14 protein-coding genes and 2 tRNA genes are annotated in these 19,307 nt (G+C 61.7%); 5 read left to right on the forward strand and 11 right to left on the reverse strand.

All coding sequences use genetic code 11. The features are described from left to right. The 7 genes from PAQ31011_RS21600 to PAQ31011_RS21630 all read right to left on the reverse strand — a co-directional run bounded on the left by PAQ31011_RS21600 (window position 1) and on the right by PAQ31011_RS21630 (window position 6,146). Complete coding sequence (locus PAQ31011_RS21600; protein WP_150577769.1) at window positions 1-891, reverse strand: ABC transporter ATP-binding protein; 891 nt, start codon at window positions 889-891, stop codon at window positions 1-3. Continuing rightward, entirely contained in the window at window positions 888-2,036 is a 1,149-nt protein-coding gene (locus tag PAQ31011_RS21605; protein ID WP_150577770.1) for an acyl-CoA dehydrogenase family protein, read from the reverse strand. Before PAQ31011_RS21605 ends, PAQ31011_RS21600 begins: the two co-directional genes overlap by 4 nt. Continuing rightward, the gene (locus PAQ31011_RS21610; protein ID WP_150577771.1) at window positions 2,033-2,599 is read right to left on the reverse strand and encodes a carboxymuconolactone decarboxylase family protein; all 567 of its coding nucleotides are present in this window, start codon (window positions 2,597-2,599) and stop codon (window positions 2,033-2,035) included. Before PAQ31011_RS21610 ends, PAQ31011_RS21605 begins: the two co-directional genes overlap by 4 nt. Window positions 2,600-2,719: 120 nt before the next feature. After that, window positions 2,720-3,733 carry an AraC family transcriptional regulator gene (locus PAQ31011_RS21615; RefSeq protein ID WP_150577772.1) on the reverse strand — a complete coding sequence of 338 codons (1,014 nt, stop codon included), beginning with the start codon at window positions 3,731-3,733 and terminating at the stop codon, window positions 2,720-2,722. Between the two features lie 358 nt (window positions 3,734-4,091). Next, window positions 4,092-4,176 (reverse strand) — tRNA-Leu (locus PAQ31011_RS21620). 145 nt (window positions 4,177-4,321) lie between these two features. Continuing rightward, window positions 4,322-5,236 (reverse strand): LysR family transcriptional regulator, encoded by a 915-nt coding sequence (locus PAQ31011_RS21625; RefSeq protein WP_150577920.1) that lies wholly within the window; start codon window positions 5,234-5,236, stop codon window positions 4,322-4,324. A gap of 301 nt (window positions 5,237-5,537) precedes the next feature. Then, the gene (locus PAQ31011_RS21630; protein WP_150577773.1) at window positions 5,538-6,146 is read right to left on the reverse strand and encodes a short chain dehydrogenase; all 609 of its coding nucleotides are present in this window, start codon (window positions 6,144-6,146) and stop codon (window positions 5,538-5,540) included. 98 nt (window positions 6,147-6,244) lie between these two features. Between PAQ31011_RS21630 and PAQ31011_RS21635 the strand changes: the two genes are divergently transcribed. After that, entirely contained in the window at window positions 6,245-7,153 is a 909-nt protein-coding gene (locus PAQ31011_RS21635; protein WP_150577774.1) for a LysR family transcriptional regulator, read from the forward strand. Window positions 7,154-7,396: 243 nt separating this feature from the next. Here PAQ31011_RS21635 and PAQ31011_RS21640 read toward each other — a convergent pair. Beyond that, a tRNA-Leu gene (locus PAQ31011_RS21640) sits at window positions 7,397-7,481 on the reverse strand. Between the two features lie 280 nt (window positions 7,482-7,761). Here PAQ31011_RS21640 and rnr point away from each other — a divergent pair. Then, a complete protein-coding gene (gene rnr, locus PAQ31011_RS21645; RefSeq protein WP_150577775.1) occupies window positions 7,762-10,341 on the forward strand; it encodes a ribonuclease R in 2,580 nt (859 codons plus the stop codon). 274 nt (window positions 10,342-10,615) lie between these two features. After that, a complete protein-coding gene (gene rlmB / locus PAQ31011_RS21650) occupies window positions 10,616-11,389 on the forward strand; it encodes a 23S rRNA (guanosine(2251)-2'-O)-methyltransferase RlmB (protein WP_150577776.1) in 774 nt (257 codons plus the stop codon). 111 nt (window positions 11,390-11,500) lie between these two features. On the opposite strand, the gene PAQ31011_RS21655 is transcribed toward rlmB, so the two are convergent. The 3 genes from PAQ31011_RS21655 to tal all read right to left on the reverse strand — a co-directional run bounded on the left by PAQ31011_RS21655 (window position 11,501) and on the right by tal (window position 17,310). Continuing rightward, window positions 11,501-14,869, reverse strand: a complete 3,369-nt coding sequence (locus tag PAQ31011_RS21655; protein ID WP_150577777.1) for a hypothetical protein — start codon at window positions 14,867-14,869, stop codon at window positions 11,501-11,503. A 30-nt stretch (window positions 14,870-14,899) separates the two neighbouring features. Beyond that, a complete protein-coding gene (locus tag PAQ31011_RS21660; RefSeq protein WP_150577778.1) occupies window positions 14,900-15,922 on the reverse strand; it encodes a hypothetical protein in 1,023 nt (340 codons plus the stop codon). A 437-nt stretch (window positions 15,923-16,359) separates the two neighbouring features. Next, a complete protein-coding gene (tal, locus tag PAQ31011_RS21665) occupies window positions 16,360-17,310 on the reverse strand; it encodes a transaldolase (RefSeq protein ID WP_150577779.1) in 951 nt (316 codons plus the stop codon). Between the two features lie 166 nt (window positions 17,311-17,476). On the opposite strand from tal, the gene rpiA reads away from it, so the two are divergent. Together rpiA and PAQ31011_RS21675 are read left to right on the forward strand one after the other, a co-directional pair. Next, window positions 17,477-18,169: a ribose-5-phosphate isomerase RpiA gene (rpiA, locus tag PAQ31011_RS21670; RefSeq protein WP_150577780.1), complete on the forward strand. Its 693-nt coding sequence runs from the start codon at window positions 17,477-17,479 to the stop codon at window positions 18,167-18,169. A 15-nt stretch (window positions 18,170-18,184) separates the two neighbouring features. After that, complete coding sequence (locus tag PAQ31011_RS21675; RefSeq protein WP_150577781.1) at window positions 18,185-19,258, forward strand: serine endopeptidase; 1,074 nt, start codon at window positions 18,185-18,187, stop codon at window positions 19,256-19,258. Window positions 19,259-19,307: the final 49 nt, after the last annotated feature.

A 19,307-nucleotide genomic window follows, 5' to 3' on the forward strand; every position in this document is an offset into this window, starting at 1 on the left:
TTAACGTGTGGTGTGAGACGTTGTGTGAAGTGCAGCTTGCGCGGATGTCGTGTCGCGGGACATCGCGAGTTGCAGGGCTTGCAGAATTTCGATGCGCAACGCGCCGAGCGCCTGTACCTGGGCGTCGCGCGGCGAGGGCACGTCGATCTGCCATTGCGCGAGCGTGCGGCCCTGATTGCCGAGCAGCACGATCCGGTCCGAGACAAGCAGCGCCTCGTCGATATCGTGTGTGACGAGGACCGTCGCCGCCCCCGTGTCACGCACAACCGTCACCAGCAGACGCTGCATGTCGGCGCGTGTGACTTCGTCAAGTGCGCCAAACGGTTCATCAAGGAGCAACGCGCGCGGCTGACGCGCCAGACAACGCGCGAGTGCCACCCGCTGCGCCATGCCCCCTGAAAGCTGGCGAGGATGCAGATGATGGGCATGGGACAAGCCGACCTCGGTCAGCGCGGCGTCGATGCGCGTGCGCCGCGTCTCACGCGAGAGTGCTGGCTGACGCGCGAACGTCAGGCCGAACGCCACGTTGCGCTCCACCGACAGCCAGGGCAGCAGGCAGGGGTCCTGAAAGGCGAGGGCCACGTCGGGACGCGGACCCGTGAGCGGTGTGCCATCCACATCGACGGTGCCGTCGCTCGGTGCAAGCAAACCGGCGGCAATGCGCAACAACGTGGATTTGCCTGAGCCGCTCGGGCCGAGCACGGAGACGAGTTCTCCCGGCGCGACCGAGAGGTCGACGCCGCGAAGGATTGCCCGTTCGCCGTAAGACAGGCCGATATTGCGAAGCGTCAGAAATGGCGATGCGCGCGAGGTATCCTCGCGCGCTGCGGCGAAATGGGCGTGCTCGGGCGTGGATTCGTGCGCGCGTTGCGTCGCCGTGGGTTGGGTCATGTAACCGTTCCGGTCTTGAGTTGCTGTGCGCGTTGCGCCGCCAGTTGGTTCTTCAATTGAACCAGACTCGGCGTCACGATGGGCACAAAAGCGGCCTCGCGCTGACGTCGGGCAACGCCCGAGAGTCCACGCAGATAACCGCGTCCGCCCCCAGTCTGCACTTCCAGCGTGGCGGCGTCGTGAACGAGTTCTGCGAGTGAGATGCGCAGTTTGAACAGGCTTGCCGGCGTGTCGACAAACTCGCCTTGCAAGACGCCGGATTTCAGACGCGTTGTGAGGGACGCCAGATGGTCGGTCAGCGCGGCCACGTCGTCCGCCACAGCGGCACGGGCTGCCGGGCCGCCTTCGTTGGTGGCGTCAAGGCTACGCCGCGCAAGACCTAGCGACATGCCGCATTGCAGCCCCAGGAAGGCCGGGCGCACGCGCACGAGCCACGCCGGCGCGTTGTCCGTAATACGGTCGTCGTCGCTCAGCGGCGTGTCGGTCATCTGAAGCGCGGCGGTGTTGGTGCCGCGCAGGCCGATCAGGTCCAGATCGTCGCTGCGATGCACCCCCGGCGCGTTGTGTGCGATGGCGAAGATCGAGGGCGGGCCGCCCGCTTCGTGGTCGACGGCGGCCGCAGCAACGAAGCCCTGTTTGCGCAGGTTCGTGATCCACGGCAACCCGCCGTTTACGCGCCACGACGATGTGCCGCCGCCCGCGCCGGACGAGGATGCGGTGGGTACGTCTGTCGCCCGGATTTGCAGTGGCTCGATGGCCGACAGGTATTTCATCGCGTTCGACAAGCCGGTCGCACCCGCCAGTTCTCCGCAGAGCAAAGCAGGCAGCAGACGGTCGCGCAAGGCCTGATTCGGGCTTTGCAGCAGGTACTCGATGAACGTGCGTTGTCCCCAGAGGACGAAGGCCGCCGCGAACGAATGTCCGGCAACGTCAGCGACGCTGTCGATCGCATCGCCGATCGTGCCGCCGGAACCGCCCAGCGCAACCGGCACGCCAACGCGCAGCAATCCGGCGCTGGCGAGCTGCGGTACGACCTCGGCGCAAAGCGTGGCGTCCGTGTCGAGCGTCTCCGCGTGTGCGTCGAGCCAAGCGGCGAGTGCCGGTGCGCGCGTGGCGAGACTCGGCTGGCTGGCGGTGGTGCTCATGCCGCTTGCACCTTCGGCTCCCAGCGATAAGCCGCCAGTTGCGGGTTCAGTTCGTTTTGCGAAAGATTGTTCGCGAAGTTGCACAGCGTAGCGAGCGATACGCCAAGCACCACTTCGAGGGCGGCGGCATCGTCGAAACTTGCTGATTTGAAAGCGGTGAATTCGGCGTCCGACACCGCGCCGCGCGTTGCGATCACGGCGCGCGTGAAATTAGCGACGGCGTCGAGGCGGGCATCGGAGAGTTTGACCTGATCGCGGATTTCATTCACGAGGGCTTCTGGAAGTTGTGCCTTCTTCAGCGCCACCGCGGTATGGCCGGCAACGCAAAAGCCGCAGCCGTGAATACCAGCCGCCGTGATCTGCACGACCTCGCGCTCGGCCAGCGTCAGGCTCGCGCGACCGTTGATCGCGCCCACCGTCAGATACGTTTCGAGCGCCGTCGGTGCATTCGCCAGCGACGCGACAAGATTTGGCAGGAAACCGTTCGCCGCGAGCGACTTCTCCAAAAACGGACGGCTCGCCTCCGGGGCGGTCTCAACAGTGTGCAATGGCAGTCGGCTCATATCGGGCTCCTTACAGTCGAGCCTCCATTGTGCGCAAGCCCGGCCAAGTGCTCAATGCGCGCCCGTCTGGAAATTCTGCGGATTCGTCTCATCGAGAGAGAGACTTTTCCGATGGGAACGTCAGTGCAGCGGGTAGGCAACGGACGCGGTGGCGGCAGGTTGAGCGCTCGCGTTGACCGCTTGACGTCGCCACGCGCCGGGCTGGATTCCAGTCACACGTTTGAAGGCCTGTGCAAAGGCCGATTCGGACTGGTAGCCGACTTGCTCGGCTGCGTCAGGCAGTGACACGCCCGCTCGCAGAAGCGCCGCTGCCGTTTTCATCCGGACCAGCGTCACGAAGTGTGCCGGCGGCTGTCCGCCGACTTCAGTAAATTGCTTGCAAAAACGCGCGCGGGACATGTTCACGAATTCCGCCATGCTGTCCGTCGTCCAACGCTCGCCCGGTGACTCGATGATCGCCGCCGCAAGACGGCCGAAAGCGTCGCGGCGCATTAAACGCCACATCCCTGGGGCGACGTCTTCCGCATGTACCGCTTCGCGTAATGCGTAGTAGAAAAGCAGGTCGGTGAGGCGGGCTAGTAACGGGGACGGCGTTTCGCCGGGGCGGCGCGCTTCGGCCTGGATTAGCGCGAAAACCTGCGTCATACCGTCCAACCGACCACTCGCGCGACGCGCAACGATCGGGTTCGGCAGCAAACCCAGAACCAACGTGTCGAGATCGGTGCGGAATTCGAAGAAACCGCAGGCGAGGGCCACGAAAGGCTGGGCGGTGGGGGAGGTGCTTGGGTGTGGGGCGGACGGTAGCGGCGTCATCGTGCCGGTGCGGACGCTTAGGTCCGCTGGGGGTGTTGCGGATGGCGACAGCGCATGCGGGACGTCCGAAAGCAAGAAGACGGCATCGCCCGCGCGTAATTCGGTCGTGCTGGCTTCGCGGTCCCCGTCTGCACCCACGTGCAAGTAACACCCGCCGTCCAACACCACATGGAAGCTCGCACGCTGATGCCCACCCGTCGACGCCTGATACACGCCACAGTACTCACCCACATGGAACAACGTACTCTTTAATTCCAACCCCGCCAGTAACCAGTCAGCAACGCGGTCGGCCTCGTTCGCTCCCAATACCTCTCGCAACATAACCCGCTCCACCCCGTGATGCCCTCAACGGCAAAACAGCCATCCTCCCCACCGACATTCGCGCACACAACTATTTTTTCGTTGGATGCTTATTACCGAGGATGGGAATGGGGTGGACGCGGGCGCGGTGTCCGGCGATGGAAAGACAAACCGGCGTTAAGGCTTGGCATCGGCAGTGCTGCCTGATTCCCGTACGGCGCCCCCGGCGCCGAGAGGACTCGGTCACGTTCCGCGACCCCGGCATCGCTTGCAAGCGATGCCTTTCGAGTCCCCACGCAATGTGCACTGGCACATTGCTTTCTGGGCAAGCATGAAAAAAGCCGATGATCTTTCGATCATCGGCTTTTTTGTATTTTTTTGGTGCCCAGAAGAGGACTCGAACCTCCACGGTGTTACCCGCTAGTACCTGAAACTAGTGCGTCTACCAATTCCGCCATCTGGGCCCCGTCAGCTCGCTTACTGCTTGCTCGCTGCGAAGAAGTGAGATTATGCCGAGGGTGTTACATGCTGTCAACACTGAGGGACCAAAAAATTCAAAAAACTTTCACGTATCCCTCAAAACACCTCCAACTCACCCCCAATGACACCTCACGCAGCCCGCCCCATATGCTCAGCACGAATCATGTCGATCAAGTGCCGCAAACCCGGCAACGTCTGACGCCGACTCGGGTAATACATCGACAACGGCGGCCCATCCACCGCCCATTCCGTCAACACCGCCTCCAACGTGCCATTCGCCAACTCGGCCGCCACGTTGCGCTCCAACACATAGCCCAAGCCCAAACCGCCCACCGCCGCCGCAATCACGCCGTCGCTCTCGTTGATGCTCAATGCCCCCGGCACATCCAATTCCACCGCCGTAGACCCATTGCCCAACTCCCACTTGTACAACGTGTTATCGCCCAGTCGCATCCGGATGCAATTGTGTGACATCAAATCCTGCGGCACCTTCGGTCGGCCGTGACGCGCAATGTACGCCGGCGAACCCACCACGATCCACTTCAACGCAGGCGTCAGCGGCGTCGCAATCATGTCGCCAGGCACCGTGTCGCCGTAACGCATCCCCGCGTCAAAGCCCTCAGCCACAATGTCCAACATCCGGTCATCCACCGTGACATCCAGCTCGATGTCAGGATAAGACGCCACAAAGCGAGGCAGGATAGGGTCCAGCAACAAGCGCGCCGCATCGCGCGGCACGTTCAGACGCAACCGGCCCGCCGGCGACGCACGATATCGGTCCAAGGCACCGATCGCCGATGCAATCTGCTCAAGACCCTGCTCCAATTCCTTCGCCAATGCCGATCCCGCCGCCGTCGGCGACACGGAACGACTCGTGCGATTGAGCAACTTCACGCCCAGACGCGCCTCAAGATTGCGCATCGCATGGCTCAAGGCAGAGGTCGTCACGCCCAATTCAGTGGCGGCCTCCCGGAAACTCTGCCGGCGGCAGATGGTGACAAACACGTTCAAATCGGCAAGCTCGCCGCGAGTGAAGGCAGGCATGTATTTCCCAACAAGTATCAAGCAACAAAAACCAAAAACACCCGACAAGCTCAACGAATTAAGTGTCCGTTGAACAATATTCAATTTTTTATGAGGTAAATTCTACAGATTTCCCTATGCTGTGGAACGACGCCATAGCCGTCGTGACGGAAACGCTACACATTCTCACTACGGATTGGCTCGGGTGTTTCGGTCTGCGGCACCGTAGACATGTACGTCGTCGATGAATGGGATTCAGGCACGCAAAAAGGGCGATCCGCTGGGAATCGCCCTTGTTTTTCATCGCGAAATGGACGATGGATCAAGCGTCCACGAAAATGACCTGTCCGGTGATGAAGCTGTCGACGCATCGCTCGAATGCCTTGCCAACCAGTGCGCCGGGCACCGGCTGATACCCCGGCATCATCTCGCCATAAACCGACCAGGCTTCTTCGATGACCGTCGGATTGACAGCGTTAATGCGAATGCCACGCGGTAATTCATACGCGACACACTTCACGAACGTATCGATCGCGCCGCTCGTCGTGGCGTCTGCAATTCCCTCCGGCATCGGCTTGACGTTCAAAATGCCTGAAATCAAGGTGAACGAACCGCCGTTCTCGATATGGTCTAAGCCGACTTTTACGATGTTCATCTGGCCGACAAGCTTGCCTTGAATGGTGGCGTCCCATTGCTCCTCGGTCATCGACGCGAACGGTGCATATTCGCAATGGCCGGCAGCGCTGATCACGGCGTCGAATTTGCCCACTGATTCGAACAGGGCGCGCAACGATGCTTTGTCCGTCGTGTCGACGCGATAATCGCAACCCTCGCCAGAACGGCTGGCCGTGATCACCCGATGATTCCCAAGTCCCTTCATCGCCGCCTGACCGATCTTGCCGCTGGCGCCTATGACGATGACAGTTTTCATTTCTGCTTACCTCGTTTCTTGAAGATGAGGTGGCATGTTAAAAATGGCAGACACCCGCGTAAATCAAGCGCCGGTTGTATCCGTTACAAGGACTCGTTGTGCACAGTATCGACCTCAAACATATGCGCGTTTTCTTGCGACTGGTGCGCGAACGGAGTGCTTCCCGTGTCGCTGCTGAAATGGGGATGTCGCAGCAGGCGATTAGCGGGTATCTGAAAAGGCTTCGAGAGGCGCTGCCGCATGAGATATTCGTCCGGCATAGCAGTGGGATCGAACCTACCGATTTCGCGCTGGATATTGCGCGCAAGTTCGAGCGGATTCTCTCGGATGTGGATGACGTGGTGTTCGAAGATTTTGATCCCGCGACGCTTGAGAGAAATGTCGGGATCATTGCGAATGAATACGCGCAGCTTTCGGTCTTGCCGAGGTTTGTCGCGGAGATTCGGGCTAGGGCGCCAAGAGTCTCGGTGAAAGTGATGGATTTTTATCGGGAGACTCACGCAGAACAGCTTGAGCGTGGAGATGCCGATATTGCCGTCGGGTTTGGTAAGTTTTTTGATGACTCGCTCGCGCGACATTCGCTCGCGGAAGAAACGTATTGCTGTGTGGTGGGGGAGAGGTCCAGGATCGTTGGCGAGCTTCGTCATGTTGCCGACGTCGCGAAGTTTCCTCGCGTGGATTTCGCCGACAGCGCCAGTTATTCGCAGGATGCGATTTCGGCGTTTCTTGCAACACATGATGCGTTGGTTCCTCCCGTCGCGACGCTCGCCTGCTATACCTCGCTTAAGCCGTTTCTGGAATTTAATGACGTGGTCGCGTTTGTTCCCTCAGCTATTGCCGATGGGCTTCGGTTGACACGCTTGGACTTGGATTCGATGCCAGAGATGTTTACTACCGCCGTCGGATGGCATCGCAAACGCGCAGGGAATCCGCTAGGGATCTGGCTTAGGGAGGTGCTGATGGAAACTTTGGAAAAGCAGCGGGCCGATGAAGAAAACTGTCGTTAAGGCTTCGCTTCGGTGGGGCGTGCGCTGTTTTTAAAACCGTCGATACGGCTTTGCCCCACCAGTGCCGCCCATTCCCATACGGCGCCCCCGGCGCCGAGAGGACTCGGTCACGTTCCGCGACCCCGGCATCGCTTGCAAGCGATGCCTTTCGAGTCCCCACGCAATGTGCACTGGCACATTGCTTTCTGGGCAAGTATGAAAAAAGCCGATGATCTCTCGATCATCGGCTTTTTTGTATTTTTTTGGTGCCCAGAAGAGGACTCGAACCTCCACGGTGTTACCCGCTAGTACCTGAAACTAGTGCGTCTACCAATTCCGCCATCTGGGCCCCGTCAGCTCGCTTACTGCTTGCTCGCTGCGAAGAAGTGAGATTATGCGGATGCGACGCGGGAGTGTCAACACTTACGCGCAAAAAAATTTACTTTCTCTCGCCCACCTCAACCCCCACGCTCAAATTCCGCACAGGTGGCAGTTTTCGTGAGGTTTGCCGTATGATTGTCCCTGACTGTAAGACGCCGCTATCCGCGCGTCTTTACAACTCCACGGACCGTCGGGCGCATGGTGCGCCACTCGGCCGGACTCAACCGGCACAGTAACGCTACCGACCTTTGAGCAAATATCCCTATCCGATCCCGAGTCGCGAAGAGATCCTCGGTGTCCTGCGCACCGCAGACTCCGCGCTGTCCGCCAACGATATCGCCGAAGCCCTCGCTATCAAAAAGCAAGAACGCGAAGGCTTCTTCAAGCGCCTCGCCGCCATGGAACGCGACGACCAGATTCGTCTCGACCGCCGCGGCTACTATCAACTGACCCACCCGTCAAACTTCATCGCAGGCCGCGTCATCGGCCACCGCGATGGCTACGGCTTCGCCGTACGCGATGACGATGGCGACGACCTCTTCCTCCCCACTGAGGAAATGAAGAAGGTCATGCACAACGATCGCGTCCTCCTGCGCATCGCCGGCTATGACCGCCGCGGTCGCCCGGAAGGCCATATCGTCGAAGTCGTCAGTCGCGCCAATACCCATGTCATCGGCCGCCTCCTCAACGAGAACGGCGTCATGGTCGTCGCGCCCGAAGACAAACGCATCAGCCACGACATCCTCATCCCACCCCGCGCCCAAGGCAAAGCGAAGGTCGGACAGGTCGTCTCCGTCGAACTCACCGATTACCCCAGCCGTTATAGCCAGCCCATCGGCCGCGTCTCGGAAGTCCTCGGCGATATCGACGACCCCGGCATGGAAATCGAAATCGCGGTGCGCAAGTACGGCGTGCCCCACCAGTTCTCCGCCGAAGCCCTCGCCGCCGCCGGTGCACTCCCCGACGAAGTCCGCGCCCCGGATCTGCGCCACCGCATCGACTTGCGTGATGTCCCGCTCGTCACTATCGATGGCGAAGACGCACGCGACTTCGACGACGCCGTCTACTGCGAACCCGCTAAGGTCGGCCGTACCAACGGCTTCCGCCTGATCGTCGCCATCGCCGACGTCTCGCATTACGTCGCCGCCGGCGGCCCGCTCGACGCCGACGCCCTCACGCGCAGCACCTCCGTCTACTTCCCGCGACGCGTCATCCCGATGCTCCCGGAAAAGCTCTCGAACGGCCTGTGCTCGCTTAACCCGGACGTCGATCGCTGCGTGCTCGTCTGCGACGCACTCATCGCCCCGAACGGCGAAGTGAAGGCCTATCAGTTCTATCAGGCCGTCATCCACTCCGCCGCACGCCTGACCTACACGGAAGTCGCCGCCGTCCTCGGCAACACGAAGGGCGCAGAAGCACAACGCCGCGCAACGCTGCTGCCGCACCTGCAAAATCTGTACGACCTCTATAAGGTGCTCGCCAAGGCACGCAAGTCGCGCGGTGCCATCGAGTTCGATTCGACGGAGACGTACATCGTCTGCAATGCGCAAGGCAAGATCGAACAGATCCTGCCCCGCACGCGTAACGACGCCCACCGCCTCATCGAGGAATGCATGCTCACGGCCAACGTCTGTGCAGCCGACTTCCTCAAGCGTCACAAGCAACCCGGCCTGTATCGCATCCACGCCGGTCCCTCGGGCGAACGCCTCCAGGTGCTGCGCACGTTCCTCAAAACGCTCGGGCTCACACTTGGCGGCGGGGACGAACCGGCCACGTCCGACTACTCGGAACTGATGACGCAGATCGAGTCCCGGCCCGACGCACCCATGCTCCAGACGATGCTGCTGCGCTCGATGCAGCAAGCCGTCTACAGCCCGGACAACATCGGCCACTTCGGTCTCGCTTACCCGGCCTACACGCACTTCACCAGCCCGATTCGTCGCTATCCCGACTTGCTCACGCACCGCGCCATCAAGGCGATTCTCGCGGGCAAGAAGTACGAGCCGGAAATTCCCGCCGGCGTCGAAATGACGACGGGCCTGTCGCCCCACGCGCGCAAGCTGCAAAAGGACGACGACAAAAACAAGAAGTCGCCGAGCGCGAAAAAGCGCGACGCAATTTGGGACGAACTCGGCCTGCATTGCTCCGCCAACGAACGCCGCGCCGACGAAGCGTCACGCGACGTGGAAGCCTGGCTCAAGTGCTACTTCATGCGCGACAAGCTCGGCGAGGAATACGGCGGCACGGTGAGCGCCGTCACGTCGTTCGGCATCTTCGTGCAACTCGACGATCTCTTCATCGAAGGCCTCGTCCACGTCACGGAACTGGGCAGCGATTATTTCCAGTTCGACGAAGTGCGCCACGAACTGCGCGGCGAACGCACCGGCATCCGCTATCGACTTACCGATCGCGTACGCGTGCAGGTCAGCCGTGTGGACCTGGATGCCCGCAAGATCGACTTCCGCCTGGTGCGCGAACCGAACGCACGCTCGCTGGCTAAGACGTCCGGTCGCAGCGAACGCGGTGGTGCCCCGGTGCCGACGCCCGCCGCCGGTACGCCCGGCGTCGCAGGCTCGGCCAGTGCCGGCCCGACGATCCGTCAACTGCCCAAGGGCGGCGCGCTGCTCAACGGTGTGCAACCCGCACCAGCGGGCAAACGCCCGGCCAAGCCGAAGTCCGCGAAGGTGAAGGCCGCGCGCGCCGAGCGTGGCGCAGCCCCCGCGAAGCACGGCAGCAGCGGCAAGGCACCGGCGAAGCGTCAGGGTGGGCAGGGCGGGCAAGGTGGACAGGGCGGCCCCGGTGGTCAGACGAAGAAGCCGCGTCGTTAAGCGATGTTTCTGCCGTGCGCAGCCCCCGTGCTGTGCACGGTGTGATACATCGAACGACGGTGCAGTGAGCGGTTTGCAGTAAGATGGGCACCTTTGCCGGAAATCACCGGCATCCGGTACCCGCGATGGATTGCGGCGGCGGCGGCCCATGTGGCTCCCGCCGCCGTCGTGCTTTAGGCGACGACAGTTGTGCGCAATGTCAGCGACAGCGTGCCGCCCCGTGACTGTGTCACGGCAACGGTCGCTATGGCACACGCTATTTTGAGGAAATGAAATGAGTAAATTGAAAATGCTGTTCGGCTTCCATGCCGTGACCGCGCGCCTGCGTCACGACGCCACCAGCGTCAAAGAGATCTACTACGATCCGACCCGCCGCGACCGTCGCATGACGGATTTCCTCAAGGCCGTGGAGTCGTACAAGAACGCGCCCGGCGTCAAGATCAAGCTCGTTCAGGCAGACGGCAAACGTCTCGACGGGATGACCGGCACCTCACGCCACCAAGGCGTCGTGGCACAGGCTGAGGAAATCTCGCTGGCCCTCAATCTCGACGAACTGCTCGACGGCATTTCGGGCGATCCGCTGCTGCTGATCCTCGACGGCGTGACCGATCCGCATAACCTCGGTGCCTGCCTGCGTGTGGCCGACGGTGCTGGCGCACACGCCGTGATCGCCCCGAAGGATCGCGCGGTGGGCCTGAACGCCACCGTTGCCAAGGTCGCGAGCGGTGCGGCTGAGACTGTGCCGTACATCATGGTGACGAACCTCGCGCGCACGCTGCGCGAACTCAAGGATCGCGGCATCTGGGTGGTCGGCACCTCGGACGATGCCCCGGCCGACATCTACGGCACGAAGCTCACCGGCCCGATGGCGATCGTCATGGGCGCGGAAGGCGAAGGCATGCGCCGCCTCGTCGGCGAGACCTGCGACGAACTCATGAGCATCCCGATGTCCGGCGGCTGCGAAAGCCTGAACGTCTCCGTGGCGAGCGCCGTGTGTCTGTATGAAGCCGTGCGTCAGCGTAAGGTGGCGGTGAAGGGCGCGAAGTAATTGTTGGACTGAACGTTGCACGTGACGCCCCGCAATCCTGTCGCCGTTCGACAGGGCTGCGGGGCGTCCGCGCATCATGATGCCGGCTTCGGTGACGATTCGATCTCGTCCTTAGCTCGATTTGGTGGGCGCGCGGAGTTTCTCGAACCGTGTTTCGAGTTGCTTGGTTGTCACCTTCTTGATCGCATCCAATCGACTCTCAATCTCCGGCTCGGCTTGAGCTGAACCCGTCTTCACCAGATTCAGCCGCCGCTGCATATCGGCAACCTCACGGTCCCACCACGCATTCGATGCCGCTGCAGCTTCTCGCCGCACGATGGTCTGGTGCGCTCTTGCGGCCACCTCACGTTTTGCTCTCGCCGCCGACTCCTGCGTGGCACGTTTTAGGGCCTCTGCTTTGGCCGATTGGGATGCGCGGGTATATGCCTGGAGGGATGCGGTTCTTCCTGCCTGCAGCGCTTGCTGTCGGGCTTCTCTTCTTGTCGCTTCGGCGATTGCCAGTCGCGCTGATCGCTGAGTCTCTGATTCGATTGCCGTCTGAGCGCTCAGTTGCGCGGATTTCGCCGCTTTCTCGGCCTCCTTTTCGGCCTCCTTCTTAACCTTCTGTTTTGCCGCAGCGTCCTTTGTATTCGTCGCCGCCTCGGTGGCGGTTGAGGCGAGATGCTCCTGCGCCGGATCTGAATCACCCGAAATCATTGCACGATATTCCGTACGCGCCGCTCGCAGGCATGCCTCGAATTGTTCTTGAATGGCGGACTGGCTTGCGCCCGGATTGCGCTGCTGAAATTCGGCGTAGTCGGCGGTATGCCGCTCAACGATGTCGTCAATCAGGGGGCGACGTGTCTCGATGAGCGATCGTCCGTATTCCGCGCCACGGTTTTCGATGATGCCAGCCGCGATGTATCCCGGCGCGGTGGTATCGGGGGCTACCTTTTTCCACTCACCTGTCACAATGTCCTCGATCATCGCGCGGTATTCCCATTGTTCACCGATGGTGATCATCGGCATCGCATCGCGCATTTTTGACGCCAGTCGTTCGTTGTCGGCCGAATTTAGTGACGACAAGGAAAGATCCTCCCGCGCATGGCGAAGCACCTCCTTGAGTGGCACCGGCTCATAGGCGAGGTTTGGCGCGCGATCGACCTGAACCTGCAAACGCACAGCGAGGGTGATTGAACGACGCAAGCTCACGTACTGCGGCAGTTCGTTCATTTTTGGCACCAACCCTGCAGAATCCATCCACGCCACCAGCGGGTTGCGCGCATCTCTGGGCGAGTGAGGTGCCCGCAGCAGCTCCACGTAAAAGCAACGTGCCGCACCTTCAGGCTTACTTAACAAGATTTTTAGGAGGGTGGGGCGCTCAACGTCCGCGTCTCGCAATTCGTGCATCAGGCTGGCCCAGCCCCGGGCAAGCATGGGATGCATGGCCACCCGTCTTCCGAGCAGCGAGACATAGTCTCGTCCCTCCGGAGAAAGCAGGGCCTCGACGACTGCGGGCGAGGACACGACCTCGGTTCGTACCAGCGCAGCGAGCACGCGCAGGTAGTAGCCATTGCAGATGACGCCTAAGTGATCGGCATCGGTGAAATCGCCGGTGACGTTCATCAGCACGTGCGTGAGCGATTCCAGCATCCTGGGCACCGGGAGTCGGCGCGCGACTTTGGCCATCTCTCTATAGTCACCCGTCAGGAGATGCGCATATAGCTCGTTGGTCGACGCCGCGAACTCTTGCATGGCCCGAATCACCGGATCACGGCTGTTGGCGGTTGTGGCACCGTAGTCGCGAAGATAGATAACACTGACCGGCTGCCCGGTCTGTATCTGCAAGAGGGCGAGCGCGCTCGCGCACGAGTCGCAGGTGTCGAGCAACGTATTGAAGTGAACGCCGCCCGTGATCGGATGGTCGCGCGCTTCCCGCGCGATGAGCGTTGCGAGAATTTGCTCGGCGTCTTGTGTTCTGTCGATGACTGGTGCGGGGTCGTGGCCGAGGACGGGCAAGCTGATCTGCGTTGCGGTTTTGCCCGGCGAGTCGGGCGCTTCCTGCACATATTTAGCGAGACGACGTTTGGCGTCGATGAACATGAAGCGACCGATCTTGATTTCGTCGATGTCGCCCAACGCACTCATCTCTCGCTGTATCGGCAGTTCGAAACCTTCTGCGCGCGCGCCGCCGGACAACGAAAAGTAGACCTTCGCGCCCGCCGCAGTTTCAACGGCCGCAAATGCGAGATTGTTCTCGCGCAAGCGTGATTTCAAATCCACGACCCCCGCCGCGTTACCGATGTTCCACTCGCCAGCCGTTTCAAAGACCAGCTCCGGACCGAGCAACGTTTGATAGACCGCGAGATCGAACTCGTGGGTCTCGGGCGAGAACAACTCGCGGCGCGACATGCTGGCCTTATTGTTCGCGACGAAATTCCGCTGTGCCTGCTCTGACGTGAAGATCTGGTAAGTCGCTTCGTCCACCGAGGGTGTCGGATGTTCCTTGCGCGAGTCCGGCACTTGTGCCGCCAGTTGCCGCTGGATGTTCCGATAACTGGGGGAGCGGTGCAGCGCCAGCGTGTCCGTTTTCACTTGCTGCTTGATCGTACGGAATGCGTCGATCAGATGCTTGTCCTGAGGAACGTCGGGGTCCAGCCACCGAAATTCCATCTCGGCGGCATCCGCTTGTGCCTGGGGTTTGGGCATTCGTGCGGCGTGAAAGCGGTTCGCCTCGACCTGTACCACCACCGTAGACGCTGCGCCGGGAATGCAAGTGCCGAAGACGGCCTTCTCGAAGGGCAGCCCTTCGACGATGTCGGAAAGCACCAGAGGGACCAACGTCGCTGTCGCGCCCGTGCTCGCCGGTGCGATGCCTTGCGCGTTGCCGACGCGGCCGGGCTCGACCAGATCGCTCGATATTTGCCCTTTCACCGAATCGCGGAAAACGGGGACGGCCGGAAGGCCGGCGTTCTGTACGTCCTCCGGTGAAGGCACAGAAAAACGCGTGCCGGCCGGATTGACCCGGATGTACTGATTGCGGTGGACAAAGAAACCCATCGGGGCGTTGTACTTCACGTTCCGGTTCGACAAATCTGGCAGGACAGCCGATGGCGGCATCGCCGGTGCCGCAGGCGTAGCAGGCGACGCGGGCGTCACGCGCATGCTCGACAGGGTGGCGGCGATGGTCGACGCGGGGCGTACCATGCCCGACTCATTGGCCAGATTGGGCAGACTGCCATGGTGACGTGTCTTCGTGGCAAGCCCGAAATCGCTGATCTTTCGCGGCGATGTGTTGGCGACGAGCGCGGGCCATGGACGAGGGGGCGGCGACAGCGTGTTGCCTGCTTCCGATTTCACGAAAGCACTCGACTCGCGTTGGCGAGACGACATGCGGGGCAGTCGTGCAGTCCCGGACGGTTGGCTGTCAGGCGTTTCGGGAGGTGGTGCCAGCGAGGTCGAAGCAACGGCGGGCGAGGCGGCTTGCATGATCGTGTGCATGGTATGAGCTCCGAAAACGTGAGTGCGGCGTCAGGCGTTTGACGCGGAAGCCTTCTTGTCTGAACTCGACTTTGATTTGGACCGGGAAGTCGAGGCGGCGCTCGCGTCGCCGATGGGCGAGGTCACGACATAGAGTTGCGGCAGGTTTCCCAGCGCGGTGTTGTAAGTATTCGACCGATCGACCGGGGCGTTGGAGGCGGTGGGGGCGCTCAACGTAGAGGACGAGCTGAATCTACCGATAGACGTGCTCGAACCGGCTTTCGCACTGGCCAGTTGCTTCGCTCTGGCCGCTGCCTGCGCTGTCGCGGTTTCCCGGGCATAGGTGCTGGCAGCCTGCTTCGCCTGTGCATTCGCCACGCGTTGCGCATAGGCTTGGGCGTCTCGCCGGGATTTCTCCTCTGCGGATTCTTTGGCAATACGCGCGACGGCGGAATCGATTTCGCGCACCGTTTGTCGGGCGGCATCGGCCGCAGTTTTTCGTATCTCGGCCTTGGCGGCTGCGGCCGCTCGCTGCACATATTGCGAATCCGATGCGCGCTGGTGGCCGAGGCTGGCCGCCACAGCCGATGCCGCAGCTACGCTCGCCGTCTTGATGGCCTGTGCGCTCGTCGATGCGCTCTCGGCACCGTGAGTGGCGAGCGCCTGTGCCGACGTGCTGGTCGCCTCGTTGTCGGCGTTCACAAGGCAGATGAAGCGCTCCATTGCCGCTCGGCAGATTTGATTACGCGCGTCGATCGACTGGTTTTTCGTTGCGTCGGGATGGTCGCGCATAAAAGTCGCGAAACGTTCGAGCGCGTCGTTGATGATGCCGTCTCGAGAGGGCTTTCGTTCATCCGTCAGCTTGCGGATGAACGACGGCTGAACGTCGTCGATCGTCGACTGTACGACGCTCGATGGTGCGCGCTGACCGGGCAATTCCTTGCGCCACGCGTCCTGGACAGCGGCCGTCACCATGGCGCGAAACTGATGTTGTTCGCTTACGGTGACAGCGGGCATATGTGCCATCAACTCATGCTTCAGGTTGTTCTGCGCCATGATCACAAAGGATTCCATGGACAGATAGCCATTGGCGTTTTGGGTGCTGCAATGTTGTGCTCTTGGCTTGTACGTCGGGCGGTGTTGTGCTCTCGGCTGGTAAGTTGGGCAGCGAGGATGCATGGGCGAGTGGGGTAACCGGCATGGAGGGAGACGACGGACACGTCGAGCCGACGCGTTGCTTTATCGCTGGCCGGACGGTGTACGACGCTTCGAGGGGAGGGTTGAGGTGGCGCGAGTGTTGCCGATGCGGATTGCCGGACCTTTCAGAAAACGCTTTGGGAAAGCGTCATCCGGCGCGGGCGGTGCGGCGGCGAGCGCAATAGGCTCGCAGTGCTGACGGTTTGGGCATTTGCAAGTGGCGGCACGTTTTGGTGTCGCCACTTGCACGGGGTGATGGGCTTTGTGTACGCGCCGACACCCGGGAGGACTTGTCGGCTTATCGACTTATGGGCTTACCGCGCTGCGTCGATCAGCCCTTCGAGCTTGATCGCATCGGCTGCGAAGGCGCGAATGCCTTCGGCGAGCTTTTCGGTGGCCATCGCGTCGTCGTTCAGGGCGAAGCGGAACGACGGTTCGTCCGTTTTGACGCGCGCGATATCGGCCGAGCGTGCGTCCTTCACATCGAGTTCACGCTTGACCTCGCCTTCGGTGGTGCGCAGTTGTTCCAGCAGCGCGGGGCTGATCGTGAGCAGATCGCAGCCGGAGAGCGCCAGAATCTGACCGGTGGAACGGAAGCTTGCGCCCATCACTTCCGTGTCATGGCCGAAGTGCTTGTAGTAGCGGTAGATGGCCGACACGGAGCGCACGCCCGGATCGTTGACACCCGCGTTGGCCGCTTCGTCCCAGTTCGCGCCGGCCGACTTCTTGTACCAGTCGTAGATGCGACCGACGAAGGGGGAAATCAGCCGCGCCCCAGCTTCGGCGCACGCAGCCGCCTGCACCAGCGAGAACAGCAGCGTCATGTTGCAACGGATCTTGTCGCGCTCCAGAATCTCGGCGGCGCGAATGCCTTCCCACGTCGAGGCAATCTTGATCAGCACGCGATCGCGTTCGATGCCTTCGGCTTCGTACATGGCGATCAGCTTGCGGGCGCGGGCCACGGTGCCTGCCGTATCGAATGACAGACGGGCGTCCACTTCCGTGGAGACACGGCCCGGCACGATATCCAGAATCTCTTTACCGAAGGCGATCAGCAGACGGTCGATGATTTCGTCCGTCGATGCGGCGCGGTGCTCGCCGACCACACGCGTGAGAATCGGGCGGTAGGTGTCCTTCTGGACAGCGCCGAGGATCAGCGAAGGGTTGGTGGTGGCGTCTTGCGGCTTGTAGGCATCCATCACCTGAAAGTCACCGGTGTCGGCAACCACGATGGTGTGACGCTTGAGTTGATCGAGCAGATTCATGAGAGCGGCCTTGCGAGATAAGCACTGCGTGACATGACATCCGGCACGGGGCCGGAACAGCAAGACGGGGGCGGGGCGACGCAGAACATCGAAAACAGCGAAAAACGGCGCGTCACGCCCGACTCCGGTAAACTTCCGACTTTACCAAACTTTGCCGGAATTCCCCATGACCCAGGACGAACTCAAACGCCTGGTCGGCCAGGCTGCTGCCGACTATGTGAACCAACACGTGCCCGAGGGCAGCGTGATCGGCGTGGGCACCGGGTCCACCGCCAACTGCTTCATCGATGCGCTTGCCGCCCACAAGGGCCGGTATCGCGGCGCAGTCTCCAGTTCCGAAGCGAGCACCGAGCGCCTGCGCAAGCACGGCATCGAAGTGTTCGATCTCAACCAGATCGACAGCCTGCCCGTCTATGTCGACGGTGCGGACGAAATCAATGCCCTCGGCCACATGGTCAAGGGCGGCGGCGGGGCGCTCACGCGCGAGAAGATCGTCGCGTCGGTAGCGAAGGAATTCGTCTGCGTGGTCGACGCCTCCAAGGAAGTGGCCGTGCTGGGCGTCTTCCCGCTGCCGGTCGAAGTCATTCCGATGGCGCAGGCAAGCGTCGCTCGCGCGCTCCAGGCGCTGGGCGGCAAGCCGCAGGCGCGTGTGCGTGCCGATGGCAGCCCTTACATGACCGACAACGGTTGCGCTATTCTCGACGTGCACGGGTTGCAGATTCTCGACCCGGTGGCGTTCGAGACCAAGGTCAACCAGATCCCCGGCGTGGTGACGGTCGGCCTGTTTGCACAACGTGGCGCGGATATTACGCTCATGGGTACGCCCGAAGGCGTGCGCACCATCGACTATAAAAACTGACCCCGGGAGGGCAGGATGGCTGGATCGCGTCGTCTACCCGAAACCTGGTTCCGTCGTGGCCTCTGGCTGATCGCCGTGTTGTTCGCGGCGTTCCTCATTGGCCTTGGCGGTCTTGTCGTCGACAAACTGCCGGGCGTCGCGCCTGTACCGACGCTCGATTCCTTCGTAGATCGAGCGCAGGCCGAGCGTGCCGATGCTGCGATCAAACAGGCACAGACGCAGCAGGAAGACGTCGGCGCCCAGTTGGAGACCGCGCGTTTGCAGCTCAAGGCGCGCAGTACGGCGTATCGCAACGCGCGCGAGTCGTTCAACGACTGGGTGGCGACACGTACTGCGACGGCGCAGGCCAGTCAGGACGCCGAACTCGTCGCCCGCACGCGTGCGCTCGACACGCTCAAGACAGCGGAGCGCGACGCGCAAACGGCGGTCGACACCCTCGAATCGAAGCAGTTGGATGCGCAGCGTGCGGTGCAGGCGGCGCGCACGGCACGCGTCGCACTCGACGTGACGGCGGGTGAGCAACTGGCGTCGATTCAGCGATCGCAGGAGCTCAAGGTTTTTGGCATCCGCCTGGCGTTGACGCTACCGTTGCTGGCGATTGGCGGCTGGTTGTTCGTGCGGCAGCGCAAGAGCACGTGGTGGCCGTTCGTGTGGGGCTTCATCTTCTTCGCGTTGTTCGCGTTCTTCGTCGAGTTGGTGCCGTATCTGCCGGATTACGGCGGCTATGTGCGGTATCTCGTCGGCATTGTGCTGACGATACTGATTGGTCGATACGCCATCGTGTCGTTGCAGCGTTATCTGGCGCGACAAAAAGCGGAAGAGCAGTTGCCGGATGAGCAGCGTCGCAAGACGTTGTCATACGATCTGGCGCAGGCAAGACTGGCGAAGTCGGTGTGTCCGGGGTGTGAGCGAGCGGTGAAGCTAGATGATCCGACGCGAGACTTCTGCGTGCACTGTGGCATTTGTCTGTTCGATCATTGCGGCACGTGCAAGACGCGCAAGAACGCTTTTGCGCATTTCTGCCATCAGTGTGGTGCGCGGTCGACGGGCGTGAATGCCGATCCGCAATCGCAAGCGAATCCCGCGTAACGGAGAGACAGAGAGAAGGACCGCCGACACCCGTTCGACGGGGCACGGT

This window comes from Pandoraea aquatica (genome assembly GCF_902459565.1).
GTDB lineage: Bacteria > Pseudomonadota > Gammaproteobacteria > Burkholderiales > Burkholderiaceae > Pandoraea > Pandoraea aquatica.

What these genes read in the sequence shown, in the direction of transcription:
- PAQ31011_RS21600 (WP_150577769.1), bottom strand. Translation starts at nt 891, where the DNA reads ATGACCCAACCCACGGCGACGCAACGCGCGCACGAATCCACGCCCGAG.
- PAQ31011_RS21605 (WP_150577770.1), bottom strand. Translation starts at nt 2,036, where the DNA reads ATGAGCACCACCGCCAGCCAGCCGAGTCTCGCCACGCGCGCACCGGCA.
- PAQ31011_RS21610 (WP_150577771.1), bottom strand. Translation starts at nt 2,599, where the DNA reads ATGAGCCGACTGCCATTGCACACTGTTGAGACCGCCCCGGAGGCGAGC.
- PAQ31011_RS21615 (WP_150577772.1), bottom strand. Translation starts at nt 3,733, where the DNA reads ATGTTGCGAGAGGTATTGGGAGCGAACGAGGCCGACCGCGTTGCTGAC.
- PAQ31011_RS21625 (WP_150577920.1), bottom strand. Translation starts at nt 5,236, where the DNA reads ATGCCTGCCTTCACTCGCGGCGAGCTTGCCGATTTGAACGTGTTTGTC.
- PAQ31011_RS21630 (WP_150577773.1), bottom strand. Translation starts at nt 6,146, where the DNA reads ATGAAAACTGTCATCGTCATAGGCGCCAGCGGCAAGATCGGTCAGGCG.
- rlmB (WP_150577776.1), top strand. Translation starts at nt 10,616, where the DNA reads ATGAGTAAATTGAAAATGCTGTTCGGCTTCCATGCCGTGACCGCGCGC.
- PAQ31011_RS21655 (WP_150577777.1), bottom strand. Translation starts at nt 14,869, where the DNA reads ATGCACACGATCATGCAAGCCGCCTCGCCCGCCGTTGCTTCGACCTCG.
- PAQ31011_RS21660 (WP_150577778.1), bottom strand. Translation starts at nt 15,922, where the DNA reads ATGGAATCCTTTGTGATCATGGCGCAGAACAACCTGAAGCATGAGTTG.
- tal (WP_150577779.1), bottom strand. Translation starts at nt 17,310, where the DNA reads ATGAATCTGCTCGATCAACTCAAGCGTCACACCATCGTGGTTGCCGAC.
- rpiA (WP_150577780.1), top strand. Translation starts at nt 17,477, where the DNA reads ATGACCCAGGACGAACTCAAACGCCTGGTCGGCCAGGCTGCTGCCGAC.
- PAQ31011_RS21675 (WP_150577781.1), top strand. Translation starts at nt 18,185, where the DNA reads ATGGCTGGATCGCGTCGTCTACCCGAAACCTGGTTCCGTCGTGGCCTC.